The sequence below is a fragment of the Paenibacillus sp. PAMC 26794 genome, assembly GCF_000316035.1.
Lineage (GTDB): Bacteria > Bacillota > Bacilli > Paenibacillales > Paenibacillaceae > Paenibacillus.
Genome location: NZ_ANHX01000091.1, coordinates 100886 through 125552 on the forward strand (window position 1 = coordinate 100886; position 24667 = coordinate 125552).

Below are 24667 nucleotides of genomic sequence, written 5' to 3' on the forward strand. Positions count from 1 at the left end.
ATCGGGTAAAGATACATGTAGGTGGTTGGAAAGGGGCAAGTGCGATTGATTGAATTAAAAGGTTTAACGAAAACGTACGGCAAAGGGGCAAAATCTACAATAGCGTTATCCGAGCTGAATTTGAGCATCCAAAAGGGTGAAATTTACGGAGTGATTGGCCATTCCGGAGCGGGCAAAAGTACATTGATTCGCTGTATTAATTTGCTGGAACGGCCTACGGAAGGTGAGGTATGGGTCGACGGAATCAACCTGACTGAACTGAGCAAAACCGAATTGCAGCAACAGAGACGCAAGATCGGGATGATTTTTCAACACTTTAATCTGTTATCCTCGGCAACGGTATATGACAATGTAGCTTTTCCACTAAAACTTGTGAATACACCCAAGGAAGCCATTGATCGCAAAGTGAAGGAAATGCTCGCACTGGTTGGTCTGGAGCACCATAGCAGCAAATATCCGGCTCAATTATCGGGTGGACAGAAACAACGTGTAGGGATTGCGAGAGCACTTGCAAGTGATCCGAATGTACTTCTCTGTGATGAGGCTACTTCGGCACTTGATCCGCAGACGACAAATTCAATCCTGAAGTTATTGCTCGACATTAATGAAAAGTACAACCTTACGATTGTGCTGATTACACATGAGATGCATGTCATTCAGAACATCTGTGACAAGGTGGCTGTCATTCATCAAGGTGGCATTGTGGAACAAGGACCTGTAACAGACGTGTTCCTGAAGCCGCAGCATGCGATTACGCGGGACTTCATGATGCGTGACCATGAAGCTGGACTTGCTCTGGAAGAGACCGCTCTGGCAAATGCAGGCGTTGAATTGCAGGCCGGTGTTGCTTCCAAACTTGTGAAGATATCCTTTCTGGGTAATAAAACGTATGAAGCGATTTTGTCTAGAACGGTACGTAAGACAGGCGTGGATTTTGCCATCCTGCAAGGTACAATCTCTACGATCAAACAGGTTCCTTATGGGCAGCTGACCGTTCGGTTCGAGGGTGATTCAAATGCGATTGATCGGACGATATCAGAATTAACCGCAGAGGGACTTGATGTGGAGGTGCTTCGTTAGATGGATTTTTCAACCGTACGTTGGGAAGAGGTTGGTAAAGCTTCCATAGAGACACTGCAAATTTTGGGTGTATCAGGCTTGTTTACCGTTATCTTAGGTTTACCGCTCGGAGTTCTGCTGTTCATGACAGCCCGATCTGCTTCGATCAAGTCACGGACGGTGTACATTATATTGTCCTTGATTGTAAATATTTTGCGATCAGTTCCATTTATCATATTGATTGTTGCACTTATTCCATTCACTCGTTCACTCGTCGGTACAGCTACAGGTGTGTTAGGTGTTATACCACCTTTGGTTATTTCAGCAGCTCCTTACTTTGCTCGATTGGTGGAGACGACGTTGCGAGAAGTTGATCGGGGTGTCATTGAAGCGGCGCAGTCGATGGGTGCATCGACCGGACAGATTGTAAGACGGGTGTTATTGCCTGAGGCGTTACCCGGTTTGGTTGCTGGGATAACCATTACCATCGTTACGCTTGTCTCTTACACGGCGATGGCGGGCATGGTTGGTGGTGGAGGTCTGGGAACGCTGGCAATCAACTATGGGTATTATCGTTATCAAAATGAAATTATGATTATATCCGTAGTATCGATGATTATTCTAGTGCAAATTCTCCAGATGGCTGGAGATCGCTTGGTTACATTTTTCACCAGGAAATAACACATAGATAACATGATGGATGATGCATTTATGCGGACGCCACATGAAAAAAATGATTAGAGAAGGGGTTTTACACATGAAAAAATGGTCTTTTGCTCTACTTAGTCTTATGTTGATTGCGGTTCTCGCAGCTTGCGGAAACAACAAGGACGCCGATAGCGGCGCCGACAATTCAGCAGGTGCACCACGCACAGTTGAATTGAAAGTTGGAGCTTCACCTACACCACACGCAGAGATTCTGGAAAGCATCAAGCCTGAACTGGAAGCACAAGGTATTCGTTTGCAAGTTGTCACGTTCAATGACTATGTACAACCCAACCAGCAACTTGCTGATAAAAAATTGGATGCAAACTTCTTCCAGCATCAGCCGTATCTGGACACAGAGAATAAAGAACGTGGTTTCAACCTCGTTGCTGTAACACCTGTTCACGTTGAACCTTTCGGCGGATACTCCAAGAAGATCAAGTCTTTGGATGAATTGGCTGAAGGCGCAAAAGTAGCAATTCCGAATGACCCATCCAATGGTGGACGTGCACTGTTGTTGCTCGCGAAGGAAGGCATTATTACGCTGAAAGACAATACCAATATTACATCTACGATTCAAGATATCACAGCCAATCCGAAGAACTTGGATATCATTGAGCTGGATGCAGCCATGATGCCTCGTCAATTGGATGAAGCGGATCTGGTATTTATCAACGCTAACTATGCGCTCGAAGCGAACCTGAATCCGGCGAATGATGCTTTGCTGATCGAAGATCTGCAAGGTAACCCATACGCAAACATCCTCGTTTCCCGTGAGGACAACAAGGATGCAGATGCAATCCAAAAACTGGCTGCTGCTCTGCACTCCGAAGAAGTGAAAACATTCATCAAAGAACGTTATAAAGGTGCAGTTGAACCTGCAACTGAATAATTCACGATATGTATGATATGATGTGAAGCTATTAAGAATAAGCCGTATATCTCTCCAGAAGAGATATACGGCTTATTTTATGTTTCGTAAGTCTGTCCTGACGTGGGGATCGACATAAGTCAGAGTTTTTCCGGTTTATCAGCGCTAGAGTGATGTCCAGATTGACGGTAATAGGATAATTCATTTTGATCAGCATACTGCTGTTCATCCGCTTCTTGCAGGTACGTCCTCTCGGAGGGAGAAAGTTTTTCTTCTTCTCCATTTGAGCTTTTGATTTTGTATCTGATCCAACCGATTAGCCCGAGAACGACAACCAGGATCAAGGCCCATCCTTTTTTGAGCAGAAGAAGAGCACTGAATTTCTGGGAAGCCGTGAACCCGATCCCGCCCATCAGAAGACTGTTGATCCCTATGGTGGATGTTTTGTCAGTCGAAGCATTGTACTCCTCATAGGTATATCCTGCATTGATGTTAAGCTTATGAAGTACGGTTTCCTCGAATGCCTGGCGGCTCTGTTGAAAGTTGGCCGTCTCTGTGACCAGAATGGCTGTGATGTACCCTTCGCGTGTCAGGAGTTTTACATTGTAATTGACCATGGCTTGCTGATCAGCATTCTTGAAACCAAGGGAGTAGACCAACTGATGTTTGGTACTGTCATATGCCGGTTCGATTTCCCACCCCGTTATGTACGTTCTATATTCAGGATCAAGCTCTCTGTTTTCTTCTTCTGTGCCTCGGATATAACTGCTTAACAGTTCTTCAGCACTCAAATTTTGATCGTCATCATGGATATGACCTGTCTTCACGTATTCAAACACGACATACCACGAGCCGAATTCGCTATTGCTGGTTAGGCTTCCGATTTCATTCCCGTTAGGCTTCCCATCACTGTTAAGTACGAGCGTTGGGTATTGGCCTTATCCAGATAGGAATGGCTTTCAGGGACTTCCAGGGTGGCCTTACCGTCCAGAGAGACAGATGCTGGTCCAGTAATCCAATCGTACTCATCAGGTGCTGGCTCATTTTCACTTGCCGCTGATACCTGTAAGGCACTAGAGATTGTGAATAAACTCAACATTAAAAGTGTAAGAAATGCTATCCATCTTTTGTTCTTCATATTTATGTAGAGGTCCTTTCGGGTTATATCCTCGACAGTACCATAGGTGTTTGATTTCAATCAAGATATATCTGGAATTAAAGGTGGATAATCCCTTGTGGATAAGCGAGTTGTAGCAGGACGATAAATCTTTTATACTGGATAGTGACTGCTCTTTGAAGAGGGGGATGAACGTGAAGGGAAAGATTGCCCTCATAACGGGAAGTGCCAAAGGTCTTGGTAAAATGACGGCCCTCAGTCTGGCAGATCAAGGGTGTCATATTGCCCTCAACTATGTACACAGCAGAACAGAAGCTGAGGCTTTAAAGGCTCAGATTATAGCCAAGGGTGTGCGGTGCATTGCCATCCAGGCTGATATATCCAAGGTGGAAGATATCTCTTCATTGGTTGAGCAGGTGGAAGGTAACCTGGGCAGCATTGATATTTTGGTGAATAACGCAGGTCCATTTGTCCGTGAACGACGATTATTTGCGGATTATTCTGAAGCTGAGGTCCAGATGCTTGTGCAGGGTAATCTGTTGGGACCGATGTTACTGGATCAGCGTGTATTGCCAGAGATGAGACGCAAGCAATGGGGACGCATTATCCATTTTGGCTTCAGTCATGCTGGAGAAGCGAGATCTTGGCCTCATCGTGCAGTATATGCTGCTGCCAAGGTAGGTCTGGTTTCGTTCACAAAGACACTTGCTGTGGAGGAAGCTCCTTATGGCATTACGGTTAACATGGTATGTCCAGGGGATATTCGTGGTGCTAACAAAGAGAAAACGATTGATGAGATGGCAGGCATAACGGACGAGGAAACGCCAAGAGGGCGCCCAGGCAGCGGTGAAGATATTGCGCGAGTGATCACTTATCTGTGCCTTGATCATTCCGATTTTATAACAGGCAACATTATGGATGTATCTGGAGGACTTGATCCGATTCGTCCGACCATACAGCGCGAGGATACTTAAAAGGTGAATTGAAGGATTGTACGTGGAATCTGGTAAAAGGGACAGATGAAATGGACTCTCTGCATATGCACACAAAAAAAGAGCCCTCCGCTTCATGCGAAGCGAAAGGCTCTTGAGGTTTATTTCGTGAAGGATTGATTAGAATACTTGTACGACTTCTTGTACACCCTCAACTTCTTCGAGAAGGGCACGTTCAATCCCGGCTTTTAAGGTAATGGTGGAGCTTGGGCAACTGCCGCAGGCACCGACCAATTTCAGCTTAATAATGCCGTCTTCCACGTCGACCAGTTCCACGTCACCGCCATCGCGTTGCAGAAACGGACGAAGTTTGTCAAGCACATCAATTACTTCATCATACATGGTGCTTTGTGCGTTTTCGCTCATTTTTTTCAACTCCTTTCCCCTATATTATATTACAATTGGCCACAAATTAAAATGGTCAAACAAAGAAGGTGAACCTACATGAGACCGATTATTGAATTTTGTGCCAATAATATGCATTTTGGCACAGATGAAATTATGGATCAACTGGATGAAAATCCAGACTATGATGTGATTGAGTACGGCTGCCTCACCAACTGCGGCCAATGTTCTATGACTCCTTATGCCCTGGTGGATGGCGAAGTGGTTACCACCGACAAGGTGGAAGATTTATATAACGCCATTCTGGCCAAAATTGCTGAAGCCGATGCCTGGAGCGAGCTGGATCTCGACTAACCGAGATGACGCTTGGACATCCAGAGCACACCACTTTTCAAAATACGAGGCACACGTCCCATCATGGACGTTTTGCCCATCAGCCCAAACCCAGACTTCTTGCCGAGTGCACCCAGTGTGCCACGAAGCTTGAGTGGATGTGGATTGGGCTTTTCGCCTTTCCAGAGGGCATGCTGAATATGGGCGATCTGCTCACCCTGTACTTCCGCAGCTTGACCGCTAGGTGCATAAGGGACACTGGCACAGTCACCAACGACATACACATCGGTATATTCCGGGATTTGGTAGTATTCATTCAGGACGACACGTCCTTGAGGGTCTTTGGTTACGTCCAGATCCTGTACCACTTTTACTGGCTGAATGCCTGCAGTCCACACGACAGCATCTGTTAGAATCGGTTCATCCCGGTTATAGATGGCATTAGGTTCAACGCGTGAAATGGCGATATGTCCGCGTGTCTCTACCTGGTGTTCGTTGAACCATTCATGGACATACACGGATAGACGTTGTGGGAAAGCAGATAATACACGTTCACCACGATCCAGAATGCTGATGTTCAGATCCGGTCTGCTCTCACGAAGTTCGGCTGCCATCTCGACACCACTTAATCCCCCGCCTACGATATGCACATTGCCATAGGCTTTGACTTCATTAAGGCGCAGGTAGGTCTCGCGTGTTTTGCTAAAGCTCTGAATGGTACAGCTGTAGTCTTCGGCGCCTGGTGTGTTGTGGAAACGGTCTGTACAGCCAAGTCCAATGACAAGCTTGTCGTACACGAGCGGGTCTTGGCCTTCAAATTCAATCTGACGCTGTTCCAGGTCAATCGAAGTAACTTCTCCATAACGGTAAGTGACTTTATCGCTCACTGGAAATTGGATACGCAGGTCATAATCAGATACGGTTCCTGCTGCGAGTGCGTAATATTCTGTCTTTAATCCCTGAAAGGGGCTGCGGTCCACCAAAATAATTTGTGTATCGGATGGAATTTTACCCTCCAGAAGTTCCTTGATGATGGTGAGGCCGCCATAGCCGCCTCCAAGAATGACGAAATTTTTCATGACTCGGTTCCTTTCTGCATCAGTCCCACTGAAATGGGGCTGTAAACTGTGGAGCAGCTATGTAATAACATAGCTGCTCCTTTTGTTTGGATTTGAATAATTGAAAAGTAGACATTGAAAATTGAAGATATTATTCAGCAGTTTACACCACTCGAATTCAAACGTCTCCCTATAATGAAAGTTGCGTTCTGGAATGGTGCTGGTGCAATATTGGTTGTGAATGGAGTTATATCCTATTCGTACACTTGAATTTCATTGTAGAACGTATCACGTTCTACCGGAATACGTCCTGCACCCTTAATGAGCCATATGAGCTCTTTACGTGTAAGGCCTTCAGGTGTGAGTGCACCTGCCGCATGACTAATCCGTTCGCGAACGATTGTACCGTGTGCATCCGAAGCACCAAATCCAAGAGCAACTTGAGCTAGCTGTGGACCGATGTTAATGAAGTATGCTTTGATATGATCGATGTTATCCAGCATCAGACGGCTGATCGCAATTGTTTTGAGATCCTCATAAGCCGAGTTACGACGCATAATGCTCGCATTTTTACTTTTTGGTTGCATGGAAAGTGGGATAAAGACCATGAATCCGTTGGTCTCGTCTTGCAATTCACGGATCTGCATCATATGGTTAACGCGGTCCTCATAGGATTCGATCGATCCATACAGCATCGTAGTATGTGTACGCATGCCCAGGTTATGAGCTGTACGGTGCACCTCAAGATAACGATCCACATTCGCTTTGTCTACACGCATTTTTTTGCGATATTCATCCGACAGAATCTCAGCGCCGCCACCAGTTAATGTTTTCAGACCTGCTTTTTGCAGCTCCTGCAGAACTTCCTTAATACTGAGTCCGCTGATGCGAGTGAAGAAATCGATCTCGGCTGCCGTGTAGGCTTTCAGCGTAACATCCGGATATTTCTCGTTTAAAGCACGCAGGGAATCGACATAATACTGAAAAGGAACATGGTTATTATGTCCGCCTACAATATGGAACTCACGCACGCCCGGATGAATATGTTGTTCTACGTAATCGATCATTTCCTGACCGGATAATGTGTAGGAGCCATCTTCACCCTGATCTTTGCGGAAATTACAGAAAGCGCAGTGAGCTTCACATACGTTCGTAAAATAAAGACTCATATTTTCGATGAAATATACTTTCTTGCCATTCTTTCTCAGGTTGGCCTCATTAGCCAGCTGGCCCAAAGTCAGCAGATCATCTGTTTCATACAGATATACGCCGTCTTCTACGTTCAGCCTTACGCCGTTCTGCACTTTCTCAACGATTTCAGCCATTCTTTTGTCTGTGAACGGTGTTACCAATGTAGACATACTGTTTCCTCCTGTTCTTAACCGGAATGAGTCATGTGTAGGACTTTCTTACAGAACTACATAGCAAAGATGCGGACATTCGCCGCTTCTTATATGGACTAACTCTTATTTACCCGGTGCAGCGTGTGCTGCATATGAAAGCTAAATTTTTTCAAAAAATGGAGTCTGTTGACTCATATATGCATTGGGGACTGCGTTGCAGTCTCGAAATGTGAAAAAAATTACAACTCCAATTATGACCATCGTCTGAATGAGTCATGAGAAAATATCGACATTTCAGTGCGACCACCTATTCATTATAAACCTCGTGTCGCGGGGGTTCAATACACTGGGAAGAAAAAGGAGTTCAGGGGGAACGCGGAAACAGGCAAACATGACTTGAGACCCTTGACGGGGTGGAGTATAATTTAAAGAAGAGTTAATGAAAAGGAGAGTGACCTGGCATGATTAACATCAGCGAAACGGCTGCTGACAGATTGAAAGAGATGCTTGCACAGCAAGAGACACCTGGTATGTTCCTGCGTCTTGGCGTAGCACCGGGCGGTTGCACCGGATTTTCGTACGCCATGGGCTTTGACGATAAAGAGTCCGATGAGGACCTGTATATGGATATTCAGAGCATGAAGATTGTAGTCGAGAAGGAAAACCTGAAATACCTGGATGGACTTGAAATTGATTTTGAAGAGTCCGGTATGACGGGTGGGTTCACCATCCATAATCCGAACGCGGTAGCCACTTGTGGCTGTGGATCTTCTTTCCGTACGAAGGAAGACGCGGGTGTGCCTGATAAGGATTGTTAAGAAACTGAGTTGTACAGCGGTTTCCCAATCTTGTTTTGAAATAAGCAGTTTGCAATCTCTTTAATAGATAGCCTCTGAATTGTATCCGTTTAGCACGGGCATGATATCAGGGGCTTTTTTGCGTGTACGGATTGTGCATGGTTGACAAACTTAGTTGTAACAACTATAGTTACATTATAAAATCCAAACATAAACAATATCGATAATTTAAAGGAGAGATCATGATGAACATTGCAATTATTGGTGCAACAGGCAAAGCAGGAAGTGTAATTTTGAAAGAAGCAGCAGACAGAGGGCATAAAGTAACGGCAATCGTTCGTAATGCATCCAAATTGGAAGATAAAAGCCTGAATACGCTGGAGAAAGATGTATTTGATCTTACAGCTGAAGATGTTAAGGCGTTCGATGTGGTTGTAAATGCATTTGGTGCTCCAGCGGGTAAAGAAAACCTGCATGTGGAAGTAGGACAAGCGTTAATCAACATCCTAAAAGATGCACCAAACACTCGTCTGATCGTTGTGGGTGGAGCAGGAAGCCTGTTCACGGACGAGTCCAAAACGATGCGTGTCTTTGAATCCCCAGGATTCCCTGATGCTTACAAAGCAACTGCAACGAACCAAGGCCAAAACTTGCAGGATCTGCAAGCATCTTCAGGTATTCAATGGACATTCTTGAGCCCGGCTGGATTCTTTAATCCAGAAGGTGTACGCACCGGCAAATATCAAGCAGGCAACGACGTTATTCTTGTGAATAGCGAAGGCAACAGCTACATCAGCTATGCAGACTATGCGATTGCTTTGGTAGACGAGATCGAGAACCCGCAACACAAAAATGAGCGCTTTACCGTTGTTGGCGAAGTGAAGTAATACTTTAAAATTATAATATGGGACATACAAACGGACGCTGATCTCCACAGATCGGTGTCCGTTTTTTATGTTTTCGAAGAGGAAGTTCCGCAATAACGTTAGACAGGTTAGATGATTATCGTTCAACTTACTTCCAACTACTCCTTTGAATATATGTTATATTATTCTAAAGATGGGAAGGGAATGAGATTATGTGAAAACCATCTTCTCTTCATTGGAATTTCTGCGAGTTCAAAAGTACAAGGGAGTGAACAGTTGTGAAGATGTATTCTAAAGGAGTTATATTATTGATCTTTGTAGTTTTTATGATTAGTGTATCGAATGGTTCAGGGTTATCCCAATATACAAACGTTAAAGATACGATGAATCAATTTCACATCACTTCTTTTTATCCGAAAAATAAGAATGGACAGACATATGGTTCTGCCGCATATGCGACTTCTCCAGAAACGGAACCTGATTTAATCTTGGCTACTGGTGTGGATGGTACAGAAGGATATCTGCTGAAAAAAGACTTGGATGGCGAGCAACCAAAAACACCTGAAGAAGCTATTGCGATACAGAACAGCAGATCACCAGACGGTCGTGATATTTCACTGTATGACAAAGATGGTGAAACCGTAATTGGTGTGTTTACTGTTGGAGGAAAGTGAAAGTAACCAAAATAGGATCAAATGTGACGCTACCGTGAAACGTTAATGAAATGAACACCATTCGGCAGTTGATCAAAAGGGTCGGCTGCTTTTTTGTTAATGTAACGGCAGAATAGTGAACCATTTTAATGAACTAATCGTCAAAATAATGAATATACTTCTGCACATTGGAGGGGACTTGGTGTATTTTAAACCTATCCGTATTGTATTGGGGCTAGTTTTTTTTATCATAGCTGGGTGCAATAACGAGGTCACGAGGTTGGGTACAGATGAGCTCACGATCACAGGTGATCAAAAGACTTCCACAGAATATGTTAAGGCACAAGGTTATAAAATTTCTTCGTACGATAATCAAGTTCAGAAATACACTTTAGACAAAGACAAACTACTCTACGGGATAACGGAAACGATACCATATAGACAGACATGGGCGGTTCAAAAAGTAGAACCCGAACAGTATTTCGGAATGGAAATATCGGTGTATAGCTTTACAGTAACAAACCATCCTCTGGGAACGTTAGACGATATTAAATCCAAAGTTTCAATAATACTTTGTGAGGGCAAAGTTATAGGGGGGACATCCTTCCCAAATGCAGCAATGGATGGAGCACCATATTCGTTGGATGGAAAAACATTGGAAGAAGTAACGGGAAAAAGTTTTCAAAAATGGAGTGAAGAATGGAAAAAGAGATATGGAACTTAAAAAGCCAAGTGGAGCAACCGACTGTGTCCGATTGGTTGCTTCTTTGTTCATTCACCTAAAGGCCAGGGAAAATGCAACATTTTTCCTGTTAAACAGGTCAATAAAGATGTACCAATTAACATTATGAGAAGAAGGTGGAAAAACTGAAGCTTCGTATAATCACGTTAATATTTTTTATATCTACCGTGTTTTTTATCTCAAATGCACAAGATGTTAACGCTTTGTCATGTGCCGAATCGGGAGGTCCCCAAGAACAGTTAGAAATATATGATGGAGCTGTTTATGGTGAAGTAAAGCAAGTAAAGGTCGACTTGAAGCAAGAGGGGTTTACGGGGACCAAAGAGAAAATTAGATATATTTTAGTGGAAGTTGAGAGGAGTTGGAATACTGAAGTTGACTCTCAACTAATTATCGCAACTAACTTCACTTGGGGATTTGATTTCAAGGAAGGTAACAAATACTTAATATACTTTAGCGAAGTGGATGGCGAATTAAGTAGCAGTCCGTGCAGTTTGACCATCGAAATTAATCATTTGAACCAAGCAACTGAGCTACTCGGGGAAGGATATCCACCAAAACAACAAGTGAACGTAGAACACAAAATGTGGTTTATGTTTGAGCAAGATATGGATTTGTTTATCGTAGGTGTAGTCGTATTTGCGGCGATCTTTATCTTCTTTATGAGAGTAAGAAAGAAAAAGCGCAAGGTATAATTTGGTAGCGCTAAACGGGGGATTCTGCTCAAAGAAAAAATCATTTGAACTAGGCATGGATTCCTGTATGACCTATTACCCCCTTTACTTAAATGAGGATCGAGGCGTATAATCCGTTGAGATATCAGAGCAATAAGAGGGGATACAGTTATGAATAGTGGATTAATCAACGCGATCATTGCGTATATCATGTGGGGAGTTCTCCCGCTGTATTGGAAGTTGTTTGAAAATGTACCAGCAGGCGAGATTTTATCGCACCGGGTTGTCTGGTCATTTGTCTTTATGGGGATTTTCGTTGCCGTCCAACGTCGTTGGAGTGACATGAAGCGTATTCTGACCAGTCGTTCGACCCTGCTGTCCCTTACCGCGAGTGGGCTGCTAATTGCTATTAACTGGCTTATCTTCATCTGGGCGGTTAACAACGGTCATGTCGTTGAGACAAGTCTGGGCTATTATTTGAACCCGTTACTAAATGTGTTGCTGGCGGTTGTCTTCCTTCATGAAAAGCCAAACCGTGGACAATGGCTCGCGATTGCCATCGCTGGTGTCGCGGTGCTTATCATCGCTATCGACTACGGACGTTTCCCATGGGTTGCAATCTCGCTTGCCGTGTCATTTGGCTTGTACGGTCTGGCGAAGAAGAAGATTAAACAAGACGCTTCTGTGGGTTTATTTTCGGAGACAGCTGTAGTTCTGCCCGTCGCACTCGGCTACTGGATCTACTTGGCCATCGTGGGTAAAGCTACGGCATGGACTCTGCCTGCACCGATGTTCTTCGAACTGCTGCTTTCCGGTGTGGTGACGGCGCTGCCGCTGCTGTTCTTTGCACGGGCGGCTGCTCGAATGTCGTTGTCCACACTAGGCTTCGTACAGTATATTGGGCCGACAATCATGCTGATCCTGAGTGTGTTTGTGTTCAAGGAAACGGTCTCACCAGTGCTGCTTGTTGGTTTCGCTCTCATCTGGACAGCGCTTATCGTATACGCTGCCGCATCGATACGTGCTACGAGACTCGCTAAGGTAAGTTGAACAGAGGTATCTTCTGGTATCGCCATAATTGCCCTTTCCGCCAATGAGGTGGAGAGGGCAATTTTTTGTTTGTTGGGGAGCGATAGGTCGATAAAAACTAAAAAGGAAGGCTGATCAACGTTATGGTAAAATGCAGGAGTAGTAATCAAAAATAGTAACCAAAAAACGAGGAGGCAACAGATATATGATGGTTAATAACCGTTACCGCAAACGTGAACCATTCTTTGTAAAGAATGCTGTAGTTCAGATACTATTTCAGTTTGCAGTTTCAGCAATAATCGTTAGTATATATGGGTTCATGATGGTCAACGAGACGATAGGTAGATATATTAATAAACTATTACCGAGCACGGATGGTCCGGATCTTCATTTATATTTGCCCGTTGTGGTTACGGTGTTCATCTACTCATGTTTTATTCAGAAGAAACAACGGATTTTTCTTGAAAAAATCTCATTTAGTTGTCTCCATATTTTTGTTGCCCTGCTAGGCTGTATTTCTTCAGTTATTGTGTTATTGGTGATCTAATCCGGATTCCGACGTATCTACACCTTCAGCCCCATCAACTGCATCAATGACACCGACAGCGAGTGTTGTTACCGCAGCAGCAGCTAAAAGATTCTTGGCACCAAGCTTGACTCTGTCCTTATCTTCCTCTTTCATGCCCACAACAACATCTTTACCGCTGTTATATACATACTTGGCTGATATCGCTACACCTTTTGCAGTATTGGTTACAGCACCTCCAATATCGGCAAGTCCCGCGTCTATGGCGGTATCATCTTTTCGAATTGCACCACTGGCAAGATCATATGTCCCGCTAGCCAGTTGTCCAACGGTTTTGCCTGTATTAATCGTAGCTTTTTCTACGCCGTTCCCGATTTCTTTGATAAAGGGGCTTCCCGCAATTTCACCAACAACCCTCACGCTGCCGCCCAACACTTTCCCGGTAACTTCCCCAGCTAACTGACCGAGCCCTTTTAAAAAACTCATCCATTTTCCCCCGCTCTTGAAATAGCTAACCGATGTTCTGCATGATTTATTTTATTATATTCATATGTAAGCGAAAAAACCATGCTGCATTTAGCCTGCTAAACATTCCGAATTCTATAGCACGGAGTGACTCATAGAGCAGCAAGCGTAGTGGAGGCGGTGTAAATCGATTCTGGAGAAGCAAAGGTTTCGTCTGAAAGCTTTCTGCAAGAGAGATACATCGGAAGCATAAGCTATCTCCGGATCTTCCCTGCCCTCGGAACGCCGACCACGTTGCGTCCTCAACGCAATCCAACGTAAAAAAAGGCGCTAATCCCACCGGGAACAGCGCCTCAAGCCCTTGTTTTACCTTGCTACCTAATCCATTTGCCTACCCACGGTTTTAGAAGTGTCTCAAGGAGCAGCAACGTAGTGGAGGGGGCGGAATCGATTCTGAAGAAGCGAAGCGGTCGCCTTTATCCCCGGATTTTCCCCTTAGGAGGGGAATTCATAAAAATCTGGGGATAACAGCGATCATAAGAACGATCCGCCCCCGGAGCGCCCACCACGCTGCAACCTCGACGCACTTCTACCCACCGTACCTAGTCAATAAATCCTTCCATGATTACTGATGGCATCATATTCGATTGCCAAGCGCCTTTGGCGTAGCCGCCGTTATAACCTGGTGTGGCTTGAGGCTCCCAGTAGAATACACCTTTTCCTTTGCCATTTGGCAAATTGCGGATTTGGTTTTTCATCGCGGCAACAAAACTTTTGCCAGCCGCTGCCTGATTATTGTCCATGCCAATTTCGGAGATGATGATCTCTTTGCCGTAACGGTTGATCAGATCTTTGGCATTGTTTACCGTATTCGTAACAGCGGTGTTCCAGCCTGAAGCAGAAGGGTAGAGGGACATGGCAATCATGTCAAAGTTAGCTCCGTTATTGATCAGACCTCCAATATTCCATACATAGAGGGCGTTATCATCTCCACCTGCCAGATGCACAATGGTTTTGGTGCCACTGCTCAGGGATTTCACTGCGTTATGGCCTGTGTTCACCAGCCATGCATAGTTTTTCATGTTGGTGGATGCTTTGCCATCTTCCCATAACATGCCGTTGCTTGTTTCATTACCGATCTGTACCCAGTCAGGGGTAACGCCTTTGCTTTGCATCGCCGTCATCACATCACGAGTGTGGTTCCATACCGCATCCATGAGCTGTTGGAACGTATAGTTTTTCCAGGCAGCAGGTTTGGTTTGTTGACCAGGGTCAGCCCAGGAATCACTATAGTGCAGGGTAAGCATTACACTCATGCCAGCATTCTTGGCACGTTGTGCGAGTGCGGCCGCACGATCCTTATTCATGTAACCGTTCCCATAATCATTCGAAGGATTAACGAATACCCGAATGCGAACGGAGTTGATTTGATAGTCTTTTTTCAAAATATCAATGATGTCGCGCTGTACCCCGTTTTTATCTTTCCATTTGTAGCCTTGGGCTTCCATTCCGGGAACCCAACTGATGTCGGCTCCTTTGGCGAAACTTGGTGCTGCGCTGGCATGCTGACCTGCGGGCAACATGATGGAGGTGAATAACAAAACAAAAGCCAACATGATGGATGTCTTGAAACCCCTTACATTTTTGAACATTACAAGATGCCTCCTCGGATTTAGGTTGAGTTGCATCTTCATTATAGCCATCTTGGTTTGCTCTACTAAAGGGTCTATTTCCAATATTTTGGTTGTTTTCTCAACCTCTCTACAGAAAATGAGAAAACAAAAAGCCGTCCGAAGACGGCTTTTCTACCCGTGGCGCTTTTTGAAACATTGATCCGTATCCCGCGCCTCCACCAGACTCTTTTAATTTGAGCTAGTGGATCGGGTAAGGGACACGTTCAACATGACATTAGAAATGTTGACGCACCTCCTTTCCTTGTGGCAAGAGTATACAACACCTTGTTTGGGAAAGCTAGTCTTTTTTACGTATTTAAGCAAAATTATTTTTCGGTCTGGAACATCGTGATATCTCGTGCATAATGGCTCTTTGTTCCGTCATTGTTTCGGATGCGCACACTGTCTTCACTGATCCGCTCGACAATGCCACAACCGACTTCGCAATAGACGCCAGCCGGGTCTTCCTGCCACGCGCTTACCATACATTGGGATAGTGCAGCTGTGAAAAACTCTATATTTTTTTGTAACGTTCTAGGTTTGTTGGATTTCATTATATACTCCTTTAATCAAATATATTTGAAATGAGAACAAGCAACCGGACCAAATCACACTGTACTTCACTTTACTCTGTCTATTGACCTTTGTAAAGGGATGGAAAAAGTTGCGGCCATGAGGTATCATTTACATAAATTTTACGTAGCGTTTACACTGCGCTGACGCTTGATGTTGATTACGAATAGTACAATTATAGGAGAACTTCTAACCAAGAATAGATATGCAACACATTCGGAGGCCATACATGCATAGAGACGTCAAAACAGGCAACTACGTTAATCGTGATTTGAGTTGGGTTGAATTTAATCGGCGCGTACTTCAGGAGGCCCAGGATCCAACAACGCCTCTGCTGGAACGCATGAGATTTCTCGGCATTGTCGCTAGTAATCTGGACGAGTTCGTCAGTGTAAGGGTGGCAGAGACAAAAGAGAAGATCAAGGCCGGATTCACGCAAAAAGATTTTACAGGATACACGCCTGCGGGATTGTATCGCAGATTGATCAAACGAACCGGGACCATGGTCGCCGAACAGTATAAAACGTATCGTGAACTCATTCGTCTACTCGCCAAGAAAGGCGTGAACATTCAGGAATATACAGATCTTAATGTGACACAGCAGCGCGCAATGGACCAGTACTTTCATGAAATTATTTTTCCGGTACTCACACCGATGGCGATTGACCAGAGTCGTCCGTTCCCGCTGGTACACAACAAGTCAGTCTATCTGTCCGTGATGCTTCAGAAGGAAGGGGAGCAAGAGGGCGAGCCGTTTATGGCTATTGTTCAGGTACCTTCCAATTTGCCCCGGGTAGTTCAGGCTCCCATTCGGGCGAATAGCAAAAAGAAAACATTCATACTGATTGAAGACCTCATCAAACATCATATCCACACGCTCTTCAGCGGATATATCTCGCTGGCTGCACAGGAATTCCGGGTGACCCGTAATGCGGATCTGTTCATTAATGAAGAAGAAGCGGGAGATCTGCTTGAGGCTATCGAAAAAGAATTGCGCCGCAGACGCCGCGGGGCGCCTGTACGACTGGAAGTCTGTAAGGATTTTCGTCCGGATGCCTTATTGGAATTGCAGGATGAATTTGATATTCACGACCCGGTATATGAAATGGATGGACCACTTGATCTGAGTTTTCTAGCGGGATTCGTGGACAGTCTGGAAAGTTTCTCACATCTGAAATATAGTCCGGTGAAGCCAGTCTACCCACTTGAGTTTCTGCCAAGAGAAAGTCATTTTGAGCTGCTCCGCAAACGGGATGTACTGGTGCACCATCCGTACGAATCGTTTGAACCGGTCACTGATTTTATATTGGAGGCTTCGGAAGATCCAAGAGTTCTGGCCATCAAGATGACATTATATCGGGTCAATGGCGATTCACGCCTTATTCCGGCACTTGCACTTGCCGCTGAGAGTGGTAAGCAGGTCACGGTGGTGGTGGAACTGAAAGCCCGGTTTGATGAAGAGCGCAACATTGCTTGGGCCCGTAAACTGGAGAAGGCCGGATGTCACGTGGTATATGGACTGGTTGGACTCAAGACCCACGCCAAAATTATTCTTGTCGTACGCAGGGAACAGCAGGGTTTGAGACGTTATGTTCATGTAGGAACCGGTAACTATAATGAGAGTACAGCCAAAGTGTATACGGACGTGGGACTGTTCACCTCTAATCCGATTATTGGGGAAGATGCATCCGAATTGTTCAATGAGATTACCGGATACTCCGGTCCGAAGGCATTGCAGGCGTTCCGCGTAGCTCCGGATGGTATGAAGGATGAGCTGTTTGCGCTGATTCGTAGAGAAACGGAGCATGCGCTGAAAGGCAAACCTGCCAGAATCATTGCCAAGATCAACTCCTTATCCCATCAGGAAATGATTGATGAATTGTACGAGGCTTCTCAAGCCGGCGTGCAGATCGATCTGATTGTGCGTGGTGTATGTTGTCTGCGTCCGGGGGTAGAGGGGCTCAGTGAGAATATTCGGGTCATTAGCATTGTGGATCGTTTTCTGGAGCATTCACGGTTGTTTTATTTTGAAAATAGCGGCAACCCGGATGTATTCATCTCCAGTGCAGACTGGATGACACGTAACCTGAATCGAAGAATTGAACTGATGTGTCCCGTATTCGATCCAGAGCTGAAAAAGATGCTAGTGGATATCCTTAATCTGTCCCTTATGGATAATGTCAAAGCGAGACAACTTATGCCTGGTGGCAATTATGTATTTGTAGAAAATGAAAAGCCCCCGCTGAGAAGTCAGACGGAGGCCATGGGTATTATCCCTTGGAAGCCTGCTGAATGGAGTGCGTTAACGTAACTCCCCAGGCTTCCTGTAAGTCCTTGACGGCCTCTTCCAGGCCATCAAGTTCCAGTAACGGCTCGGCTGTACATGTGAATTGCACCTGCAGCGAGTCGTTTTCTTTTGTTGCTTCAATCGCAGCGATGCTCTCGGATCGATTGATGGCTTCGGCTATGCGCAGCAGAGAGCCTATACGATGAGCATGCCGCTCATCCGAGTTTTTCAGAATGTCCCGGTGCTTATTCAGCAGCTGGGGCGTTCTTTTTTTAGGATGATAATCAGCTGCACTGGCACTTAGAATGGTCTCCCGATGAGAAAGCCCATAGATGCTTGCATTCATGATCCAATAGGCCGAGTGCTGTGTATAACGGAAATAGTTAATCTGCTTACCTGCCATGTGCAGCATGGAGGATGCATACAGGATTCGGGCATCTGCTTGATCAGGAGGGGTACCTTGTAATGCCGTATACAGGGTAACCGTATCCTGATGAATCCGTTGCAGACGTTTCTCAGGAATAGGCGGACCAAAATGGATAAAGTTGCGGATACTGTCCTTCAGCGCGTCCGGAACGACCGGCTGACCTCCAGCCATGTAATCTCGCAATAACCCGTCTCGTAGACCCGCACCACTAACCACATAACGATCTCCCTGTATTAACTGGAAGATTGTTCGCAGGATCAGTACGCCGGGCACAATGATGTCTGCGCGATCTTTGGCGAGCCCAGGTACCTTTTTGCGCTGTGCCGAGGTGAGATGTGGCAAGGAGCGAGCGATGTTATCCATCGCTTCCTCACTGATCTCATAATGATGGCTGACAGGCAGAGAATACTGGGTACGCTTCTGTTCCACTTTGGCGAGTGTACGCATTGTGCCGCCAAGTCCGATGAGTGGCAGGCCGGGATGCTCACGAATCCAATCCTGTCCGCGGAGAGCCTCGATGACTTCGTTGCACAATGCATTTGCATTCTCCTCGGTCCACTGATCTTCACCCCAGTAACGGGCATGTGAATTCACTGCACCAATGGGGAGGGAGATGCTATGTAACCTCTTCCGATCCCGAAAGACCGTGATCTCTGTGCTGCCGCCTCCAATATCCACGACGTAACCGTCTGCCAGATCAATGGATTGAGTGACACCAAGGAACCCATAATAGGCCTCCCGATCTCCCGATACACATTCAATGGTAAGCCCCGTCTCTGTCTCCAGCCATTCAATAATCTCCAGGACATTGCTTGCATTACGAATAGCTGCGGTAGCTGCTGCGCGAATCAGTTTGGTCTGATACGCTTCACAAGTCGCTTTGAATTGACGCAAGATGGTAATGGCTTTATCCAGAGAATGGCGCAGAATGGTTCCATCGTGCTCAACAACGCTGCTCAGACGAGCGGCGTATTTGTCTTCATGAATGATGCGATAGGCTGCGTCCTGATCCAGTTCATATATAACTAGACGAATGGAGTTTGAGCCGATATCAATAATTCCTAAGGTTTCATTAGTATGTGTCATAAGCATCTCCTTCTACAGAGGTTCAACTACCCGAAGTGAAGAAGGGCAGCCATGGCTTCCGGTGAACCCGGCGGTGTGGCAGAGAAGGGCGTAGTTAACATAACAACAATGATAAAGACGATGAAACAGGCAAATATAAGACAACTCACGGCAAAGCCGCGATTGCGCTTTTGCATAAACAGTCGAATACCTGTGACAAAGAGAAGTACCGTAACGGCTACCAGAACGATCGACATTGCAAAATAGGCTACGCCATAAAGTGATTTGAAAAATGCTTCCATTTGTTCTGAACGCTCCTTAGATCCTCATATTTAAGCCCTTCCAAGCCATTCCTTAGTAGCATACGACAGATTGACTTGTTTGAAAAGCAAACCGGGCGCTTGTTCCCGTTTCCGCCATCCAACTGGGACATGTTTCATGGAAAAGGGGCCTTTGCCGTGGACAGACATCCAAGAAAGCACGGCTTCTGTTGAGTATGTATAAGGAAGGACTATTGTTTCAAGGAAGGAGATCAACCCATGTCGAGACAACTTGCAAGCAAATGGCGGAAGACAGCGGCACTGATGAAATACCCGGTAGCGGCTGTCCATATCCCACAGACCAAGGCATTTAACTCGGGTAATCTGCTGCACATGCTCAGTCGTTATGGAATGGTGTATATCAAACCTATTGTAGGAGGCGGAGGTTACGGTGTTATCCGGGTATCGGCGAGCGTTGGGGCTTATCGATACACTCATATGAAAACGACCCGTTCTTTCGCCAGTTTCAGCGAGATGTATAGCTCTCTGGTGCGTGTAAAGGCTAGACGCAGGTACTTGATCCAGCAAGGCATTCATCTGGCAACGATTCAAGGGAGACCTGTTGATTACAGAGTCAAAGTCGTCAAAACCGAGCGAGGCTGGGTATTCCGTTCCTTAGTAGGACGACTCGCTCGTCCAGGACTCTGTGTTACGAATCTTAGTAAGGGTGGCACCATGTTATCAGGAAGGCGAGCTCTTGGTTTATCCCTTCCACATATATCCGGTCGGCACAAACGCCGGGAGATGCGTTCACTTACACTGACATGTACGTACATTATGGAAAGTCAGTTTCCTGGTGTAGGTCAGCTTGGATTTGATTATGGACTGGATTATTCAGGCAAGATCTGGATTTTGGAAGTGAATACCAGACCTCAATAGAAAATGATTGGGAAAGCTCAAGAAAATTCAAGAAAAACCGATAATATATAGAAGAAAACGCTATGAAAAACGTTTGAAATTTTACATTGCCGGGTAATTTACTCGCAACAAGTCTTGAAACTATGAATTTATTCCAAAAAAAAATACGCTGATAAACGTTCTGATAGTAGTACAAACTTCCTGTGCATAAATATTGTCCACACTATACACGTTGACTACTCTACATTTTTTCCATTTATCAACAAACTATGCACAGGATTTCCACATATCGTTGTGGATAACAAGAACGCTTGTTCTCTATATAAATCTCTGATATGATAGTTTTGAGGAAAAAAAAGGAAAGGTTGTGGCGGGAAATGGCTATGTTATCCGATGAGATGTTGTTGGATTCCTACCATAAAGCGATTGAGTTGAATCTCGAACGAGATTTCATCGCACTGCTGTTGGCAGAAATCCATAAGCGCAAACTGGGTACCGACGTATCTGCCATTCTTCACTAGAGATCCTCATTGCAGGCAATGTTACAGGTTTCCGGACAAGTCCCATAGTGAGACAGGCCATGGTGTGCTCGTCTGACAATGGGGACAGTACATCACATGATTGCAAACGTTCTCGACTTCGTCTGCCGTGTCAGAGGAAGGTTGGAATTCGTAGGGACTGTATGGTCCAGTGTAGTCGTCCAATTTGCCGCATTCTAACAGTCCCTGGAGGCAGTGGGGGCAAGCTTGCTCCGGTACAACCAGACCGTTACACAGCGGGCATATATAAGACAAGGGTATCCCTCCTGATATGGATTCACTCAGGAGTAAGATACCCTTTTTTGTATCAATATATGTTATTTCAGTGAAACTAGCGTTTCATGTTACTGCTGTGTCCTGGGGACAACTTGGCATCCGGATCGAAGTATACCTTCGCATTGTTGACGGCTGTTGGAGCTTCGCCGAATCCCACAGCGATCAGCTTCAGTTTGCCTGGGTATGTTGTGATATCTCCGGCAGCAAAGATTCCTGGAATGGATGTTTCCATGCGGGAATCAACAACGATGGAGTTGCTGTCAATTTCGATACCCCACTCGGCAATCGGTCCGAGAGAAGAGACAAATCCGAAGTTAACGATCACGTCATCTACTTCGATTTCCTGAGTTTCTTTGGTTTTCACATGGGAGAGGGTTACTTTGGTAATGGTGTCATCTCCGTGAAGTTCCGTGATTTCGGTCGGTGTAACAACATTAACCTTGGAATTCATCAGGTTTTCGACACTGTGCTCATGCGCACGGAACTTGTCCCGACGATGGATCAGCGTCACTTGCTCAGCGATAGGCTCCAGCATGAGTGCCCAGTCTACCGCGGAGTCACCGCCACCACTGATCAGTACTTTTTTGCCAGCGAAGGCATTCAGATCACTGATGAAGTAGTGCAGGTTGCTCTTCTCAAACTTGGCAGCACCTTCAAGTTCCAGGCGACGTGGTTCGAATGCACCTACACCAGCTGTAATAATGACGGCTTTGGCATGATATTCATTCTCATCCGTCTTCACGACGAAATGTTGTTCATCCTTTTTCTCCACCGATACAACCTTTTCTTCAAGGCGGATGTTCGGGTTAAAATGACTCATTTGCTCAACCAGGTTATTCACCAGTTCCTGAGCCGTTACTTTCGGGAATCCGGCTACATCATAGATGTATTTCTCCGGGTAAAGAGCGGCAAGCTGTCCGCCAAGTTGTGGCATACTTTCAACCAGTGTAACGGATGCCTGACGCATCCCACCGTAAAACGCGGCGAACAGACCCGCAGGGCCTCCCCCGATAATAAGTAAATCAGTCATATCATGACTGGAATTCTGTGCAGTCAAGAATCAACAACACCTTTCATATTTTAATAGGTAGTTAACAGATGGAATGTGCAGGCTACAGATCGTAACCGGCATTGGTGCTGAACTGTCTTTCCTATTATAAACGGTGTATTCAGGGTTGCAAAGTTAGCGGCGTCACGAAACTGGGAACAATTGATGAAGATCAGATGAGAATAGGATGAAATTGGAAATGAAAGGTTATGAAAAATAACAAAAAAAACCTTGATCTTTACTAGAAATACAGATATCCTTGACCTGTACTATGTGTTTTTTTGTCTAATTTAGAGTCAATATGTAATATGAAGACAGATCCCGTGTTTTGTAGAATCTTGTGGTTAATTTCACAACTGGAAACGATAACTTGCGTGCAAACGGATCAATTTTGATTCAAACGTTTAAATAAATTCGCGAAGTTAACATTTGTCGTCATAATGGGCAAGACCTCATCAATATTTGTAAGTATGTGCATTTTGCATCTCACCCAAGATCGGGCTGATGCAAGTGAAACCGGAAGGGGTATAGACATGAGCAGTATTCCCAAAATCGTCATCCTCGGCGCGGGCTATGGCGGGATTCTGACAGCCCAGCGGCTGCAGAAGGAATTGAACTATAACGAGGCCGACGTCACATTGGTGAACCGGCATGATTATCATTATATTACTACACATCTACATATGCCGGCAGCCGGCACGGATACCATTGAGCATGCAAGAGTCCCTATTTCGAAGCTGATTGATGAGTTCAAGATTGATCTGGTCAAGTCTTCCGTGAAGGAGATTCGTCTGCAGGATCGGAAGATTATTCTGGAGGACGGCACGTTATCCTATGATTATCTGATTATTGGACTAGGCGGTGAGCCTGAAACCTTCGGTATTCCGGGGATGCTCGATCACGCCATGACGATCCGCAGCATTAACTCGGTCAGATTGATTCGAGAACACATCGAATATCAATTTGCGATGTACAAAAACGATAACAAACGAAATCGTATTCGGTTTGTCGTAGGTGGAGCGGGTTTCAGTGGTGTTGAATTCGTAGCTGAACTTGCAGATCGTATTCCACAGCTGTGCAAGGAGTTCGACGTGAATCCAAAACATGTGCACATCTATAATGTAGAGGCAGCACCTTCGGCCTTGCCTGGATTTGACCCGGAATTGGTAGAACATGCGATGAACGTGCTGAAGAAGAAGGGCGTTACTTTCAAAATTGGTGTTCCAATCAAGCAATGTCTCCCGGACGGTGTTATTGTGGGTGAGGGTGAAAAGCTCGATGCGGCTACAGTCGTATGGACCGGCGGTATTCGCGGTAATTCACTGCTGGAACAGGCAGGTCTTGAAGTGATGCGAGGACGTGTGAAGGTAGATGATTATCTGCGTGCCCCTGGACATGAGCATGTCTATGTCATCGGTGATAATTCACTTGTATTTAACCCGGAAGGACTGCCTTATCCGCCAACAGCCCAGATTGCAATGCAGCAGGGGGTGAACTGTGCGAAGAACGTCGTGGCATCCATTCGCAAGAAACAGCCACAACCTTTTGTATTTACGAGCAAAGGCACAGTTGCCTCATTGGGTAAAGGTGAAGCTATTGCCGTTGTAGGCGGCAAGAAATACAAGGGCTGGAAAGCGGCACAGTTGAAGAAGCTGGTTGATCTGCGTTATCTGTTTATCATTGGTGGTATTCCGTTAGTCCTGAAGAAAGGGCGGTTTTTTGGATGAGACATTGCAGTGTTCAGGTCCGGGGACTATTAACGCGTGAGGAACTGGATCGATACAACGCCCTGATGCAGGTCGGTGGTTATCTGGAGGAACAGGATCAGTATGATCTGGCCTACATCGTGCAGAAAGAAGTGGATATTCTCATTATGCCTGCGATTGAGCGGCTTAAAGAGAAGGGTCGTGACCGTGACCGGGCCACAGCCGAGTTCCTCGAATCGCTGAAAGCGGTTGATGAAGAGGACGAGGATTAGAGACATAACCTTCCAATCGCTGTTATCCCCAGATTTTTTGATTCCCTT

At 45.4% G+C, this 24667-nt stretch carries 26 protein-coding genes and 1 pseudogene; 16 read left to right on the plus strand and 11 right to left on the minus strand.

Annotation, left to right across the window (positions count from 1 at the left end):
* Positions 1-45: 45 nt before the first annotated feature.
* From D829_RS0128945 to D829_RS0128955, 3 genes are all read left to right on the plus strand, one after another.
* Positions 46-1080, plus strand: coding sequence for a methionine ABC transporter ATP-binding protein (locus D829_RS0128945; protein WP_017692406.1), 1035 nt, complete (start codon positions 46-48; stop codon positions 1078-1080).
* The gene (locus D829_RS0128950) at positions 1081-1740 is read left to right on the plus strand and encodes a methionine ABC transporter permease (RefSeq protein WP_017692407.1); all 660 of its coding nucleotides are present in this window, start codon (positions 1081-1083) and stop codon (positions 1738-1740) included.
* 76 nt (positions 1741-1816) lie between these two features.
* Positions 1817-2656, plus strand: coding sequence for a MetQ/NlpA family ABC transporter substrate-binding protein (locus D829_RS0128955; protein WP_017692408.1), 840 nt, complete (start codon positions 1817-1819; stop codon positions 2654-2656).
* Between the two features lie 119 nt (positions 2657-2775).
* On the opposite strand, the pseudogene D829_RS32705 reads toward D829_RS0128955, so the two are convergent.
* Positions 2776-3528, minus strand: a pseudogene (locus tag D829_RS32705) (DUF2167 domain-containing protein); the annotation flags it as partial.
* 418 nt (positions 3529-3946) lie between these two features.
* On the opposite strand from D829_RS32705, the gene D829_RS0128965 reads away from it, so the two are divergent.
* Entirely contained in the window at positions 3947-4726 is a 780-nt protein-coding gene (locus D829_RS0128965) for an SDR family oxidoreductase (protein ID WP_017692411.1), read from the plus strand.
* A 138-nt stretch (positions 4727-4864) separates the two neighbouring features.
* Here D829_RS0128965 and D829_RS0128970 read toward each other — a convergent pair whose 3' ends face one another.
* Entirely contained in the window at positions 4865-5110 is a 246-nt protein-coding gene (locus tag D829_RS0128970) for a NifU family protein (protein WP_017692412.1), read from the minus strand.
* A gap of 78 nt (positions 5111-5188) precedes the next feature.
* On the opposite strand from D829_RS0128970, the gene D829_RS0128975 reads away from it, so the two are divergent.
* Complete coding sequence (locus tag D829_RS0128975; protein ID WP_017692413.1) at positions 5189-5443, plus strand: YuzB family protein; 255 nt, start codon at positions 5189-5191, stop codon at positions 5441-5443.
* Here D829_RS0128975 and D829_RS0128980 read toward each other — a convergent pair.
* Both D829_RS0128980 and mqnE read right to left on the minus strand, forming a co-directional pair.
* The gene (locus D829_RS0128980) at positions 5440-6501 is read right to left on the minus strand and encodes an NAD(P)/FAD-dependent oxidoreductase (protein ID WP_017692414.1); all 1062 of its coding nucleotides are present in this window, start codon (positions 6499-6501) and stop codon (positions 5440-5442) included. The two genes, D829_RS0128975 and D829_RS0128980, sit on opposite strands and share 4 nt — an antisense overlap.
* A 233-nt stretch (positions 6502-6734) precedes the next feature.
* Complete coding sequence (mqnE, locus tag D829_RS0128985; RefSeq protein WP_017692415.1) at positions 6735-7841, minus strand: aminofutalosine synthase MqnE; 1107 nt, start codon at positions 7839-7841, stop codon at positions 6735-6737.
* A gap of 443 nt (positions 7842-8284) precedes the next feature.
* Between mqnE and D829_RS0128990 the strand changes: the two genes are divergently transcribed.
* From D829_RS0128990 to rarD, 6 genes are all read left to right on the plus strand, one after another.
* Positions 8285-8641, plus strand: coding sequence for an iron-sulfur cluster assembly accessory protein (locus D829_RS0128990; protein ID WP_017692416.1), 357 nt, complete (start codon positions 8285-8287; stop codon positions 8639-8641).
* Positions 8642-8865: 224 nt separating this feature from the next.
* Positions 8866-9507 (plus strand): NAD(P)-dependent oxidoreductase, encoded by a 642-nt coding sequence (locus D829_RS0128995; protein ID WP_017692417.1) that lies wholly within the window; start codon positions 8866-8868, stop codon positions 9505-9507.
* Positions 9508-9794: 287 nt separating this feature from the next.
* On the plus strand, positions 9795-10160 hold the full coding sequence (locus D829_RS32150; RefSeq protein ID WP_017692418.1) for a hypothetical protein: 366 nt from the start codon (positions 9795-9797) through the stop codon (positions 10158-10160).
* A 259-nt stretch (positions 10161-10419) separates the two neighbouring features.
* Positions 10420-10863, plus strand: a complete 444-nt coding sequence (locus D829_RS0129005) for a hypothetical protein (RefSeq protein ID WP_241230834.1) — start codon at positions 10420-10422, stop codon at positions 10861-10863.
* A 134-nt stretch (positions 10864-10997) separates the two neighbouring features.
* Positions 10998-11576 (plus strand): hypothetical protein, encoded by a 579-nt coding sequence (locus D829_RS0129010; RefSeq protein ID WP_017692420.1) that lies wholly within the window; start codon positions 10998-11000, stop codon positions 11574-11576.
* 150 nt (positions 11577-11726) lie between these two features.
* Positions 11727-12605: an EamA family transporter RarD gene (rarD, locus tag D829_RS0129015; protein ID WP_017692421.1), complete on the plus strand. Its 879-nt coding sequence runs from the start codon at positions 11727-11729 to the stop codon at positions 12603-12605.
* 511 nt (positions 12606-13116) lie between these two features.
* On the opposite strand, the gene D829_RS0129025 is transcribed toward rarD, so the two are convergent.
* The 3 genes from D829_RS0129025 to D829_RS0129035 form a co-directional block, all read right to left on the minus strand.
* Positions 13117-13596: a hypothetical protein gene (locus D829_RS0129025; RefSeq protein WP_017692423.1), complete on the minus strand. Its 480-nt coding sequence runs from the start codon at positions 13594-13596 to the stop codon at positions 13117-13119.
* 581 nt (positions 13597-14177) lie between these two features.
* Positions 14178-15191, minus strand: coding sequence for a glycosyl hydrolase 53 family protein (locus D829_RS0129030; RefSeq protein WP_051154115.1), 1014 nt, complete (start codon positions 15189-15191; stop codon positions 14178-14180).
* Between the two features lie 383 nt (positions 15192-15574).
* On the minus strand, positions 15575-15802 hold the full coding sequence (locus D829_RS0129035; RefSeq protein WP_017692425.1) for a hypothetical protein: 228 nt from the start codon (positions 15800-15802) through the stop codon (positions 15575-15577).
* Positions 15803-16050: 248 nt separating this feature from the next.
* Between D829_RS0129035 and ppk1 the strand changes: the two genes are divergently transcribed.
* Positions 16051-18132, plus strand: a complete 2082-nt coding sequence (gene ppk1 / locus D829_RS0129040; protein WP_017692426.1) for a polyphosphate kinase 1 — start codon at positions 16051-16053, stop codon at positions 18130-18132.
* On the opposite strand, the gene D829_RS0129045 is transcribed toward ppk1, so the two are convergent.
* Both D829_RS0129045 and D829_RS0129050 read right to left on the minus strand, forming a co-directional pair.
* Positions 18092-19621 (minus strand): Ppx/GppA phosphatase family protein, encoded by a 1530-nt coding sequence (locus D829_RS0129045; RefSeq protein WP_017692427.1) that lies wholly within the window; start codon positions 19619-19621, stop codon positions 18092-18094. The two genes, ppk1 and D829_RS0129045, sit on opposite strands and share 41 nt — an antisense overlap.
* Before the next feature lie 26 nt (positions 19622-19647).
* Positions 19648-19902, minus strand: coding sequence for a hypothetical protein (locus tag D829_RS0129050; RefSeq protein ID WP_017692428.1), 255 nt, complete (start codon positions 19900-19902; stop codon positions 19648-19650).
* A 237-nt stretch (positions 19903-20139) separates the two neighbouring features.
* On the opposite strand from D829_RS0129050, the gene D829_RS0129055 reads away from it, so the two are divergent.
* Positions 20140-20799: a YheC/YheD family protein gene (locus tag D829_RS0129055; RefSeq protein WP_017692429.1), complete on the plus strand. Its 660-nt coding sequence runs from the start codon at positions 20140-20142 to the stop codon at positions 20797-20799.
* A gap of 356 nt (positions 20800-21155) precedes the next feature.
* On the plus strand, positions 21156-21299 hold the full coding sequence (locus D829_RS0129060) for a sporulation histidine kinase inhibitor Sda (RefSeq protein WP_017692430.1): 144 nt from the start codon (positions 21156-21158) through the stop codon (positions 21297-21299).
* A gap of 21 nt (positions 21300-21320) precedes the next feature.
* On the opposite strand, the gene D829_RS33260 is transcribed toward D829_RS0129060, so the two are convergent.
* Both D829_RS33260 and D829_RS0129065 read right to left on the minus strand, forming a co-directional pair.
* Positions 21321-21572, minus strand: coding sequence for a hypothetical protein (locus tag D829_RS33260; protein ID WP_085981472.1), 252 nt, complete (start codon positions 21570-21572; stop codon positions 21321-21323).
* A gap of 76 nt (positions 21573-21648) precedes the next feature.
* On the minus strand, positions 21649-22650 hold the full coding sequence (locus D829_RS0129065; RefSeq protein WP_017692431.1) for an NAD(P)/FAD-dependent oxidoreductase: 1002 nt from the start codon (positions 22648-22650) through the stop codon (positions 21649-21651).
* 524 nt (positions 22651-23174) lie between these two features.
* Between D829_RS0129065 and D829_RS0129070 the strand changes: the two genes are divergently transcribed.
* Both D829_RS0129070 and D829_RS0129075 read left to right on the plus strand, forming a co-directional pair.
* On the plus strand, positions 23175-24368 hold the full coding sequence (locus D829_RS0129070; protein WP_017692432.1) for an NAD(P)/FAD-dependent oxidoreductase: 1194 nt from the start codon (positions 23175-23177) through the stop codon (positions 24366-24368).
* Positions 24365-24619: a hypothetical protein gene (locus tag D829_RS0129075; RefSeq protein WP_017692433.1), complete on the plus strand. Its 255-nt coding sequence runs from the start codon at positions 24365-24367 to the stop codon at positions 24617-24619. Before D829_RS0129070 ends, D829_RS0129075 begins: the two co-directional genes overlap by 4 nt.
* Positions 24620-24667 lie beyond the last annotated feature (48 nt).

Excerpts from the sequence above, each read along its gene's own strand:
- D829_RS0129070 (WP_017692432.1), top strand. The coding sequence starts at position 23,175 with ATGAGCAGTATTCCCAAAATCGTCATCCTCGGCGCGGGCTATGGCGGG.
- D829_RS0129050 (WP_017692428.1), bottom strand. The coding sequence starts at position 19,902 with ATGGAAGCATTTTTCAAATCACTTTATGGCGTAGCCTATTTTGCAATG.
- D829_RS0128970 (WP_017692412.1), bottom strand. The coding sequence starts at position 5,110 with ATGAGCGAAAACGCACAAAGCACCATGTATGATGAAGTAATTGATGTG.
- D829_RS0129060 (WP_017692430.1), top strand. The coding sequence starts at position 21,156 with ATGGCTATGTTATCCGATGAGATGTTGTTGGATTCCTACCATAAAGCG.
- D829_RS0128980 (WP_017692414.1), bottom strand. The coding sequence starts at position 6,501 with ATGAAAAATTTCGTCATTCTTGGAGGCGGCTATGGCGGCCTCACCATC.
- D829_RS0129030 (WP_051154115.1), bottom strand. The coding sequence starts at position 15,191 with ATGTTGGCTTTTGTTTTGTTATTCACCTCCATCATGTTGCCCGCAGGT.
- D829_RS0129035 (WP_017692425.1), bottom strand. The coding sequence starts at position 15,802 with ATGAAATCCAACAAACCTAGAACGTTACAAAAAAATATAGAGTTTTTC.
- D829_RS0129025 (WP_017692423.1), bottom strand. The coding sequence starts at position 13,596 with ATGAGTTTTTTAAAAGGGCTCGGTCAGTTAGCTGGGGAAGTTACCGGG.
- rarD (WP_017692421.1), top strand. The coding sequence starts at position 11,727 with ATGAATAGTGGATTAATCAACGCGATCATTGCGTATATCATGTGGGGA.
- D829_RS0128990 (WP_017692416.1), top strand. The coding sequence starts at position 8,285 with ATGATTAACATCAGCGAAACGGCTGCTGACAGATTGAAAGAGATGCTT.
- D829_RS0129075 (WP_017692433.1), top strand. The coding sequence starts at position 24,365 with ATGAGACATTGCAGTGTTCAGGTCCGGGGACTATTAACGCGTGAGGAA.
- D829_RS0128950 (WP_017692407.1), top strand. The coding sequence starts at position 1,081 with ATGGATTTTTCAACCGTACGTTGGGAAGAGGTTGGTAAAGCTTCCATA.
- mqnE (WP_017692415.1), bottom strand. The coding sequence starts at position 7,841 with ATGTCTACATTGGTAACACCGTTCACAGACAAAAGAATGGCTGAAATC.
- D829_RS0129055 (WP_017692429.1), top strand. The coding sequence starts at position 20,140 with ATGTCGAGACAACTTGCAAGCAAATGGCGGAAGACAGCGGCACTGATG.
- ppk1 (WP_017692426.1), top strand. The coding sequence starts at position 16,051 with ATGCATAGAGACGTCAAAACAGGCAACTACGTTAATCGTGATTTGAGT.
- D829_RS0128955 (WP_017692408.1), top strand. The coding sequence starts at position 1,817 with ATGAAAAAATGGTCTTTTGCTCTACTTAGTCTTATGTTGATTGCGGTT.
- D829_RS0129045 (WP_017692427.1), bottom strand. The coding sequence starts at position 19,621 with ATGACACATACTAATGAAACCTTAGGAATTATTGATATCGGCTCAAAC.
- D829_RS0128975 (WP_017692413.1), top strand. The coding sequence starts at position 5,189 with ATGAGACCGATTATTGAATTTTGTGCCAATAATATGCATTTTGGCACA.
- D829_RS0128995 (WP_017692417.1), top strand. The coding sequence starts at position 8,866 with ATGAACATTGCAATTATTGGTGCAACAGGCAAAGCAGGAAGTGTAATT.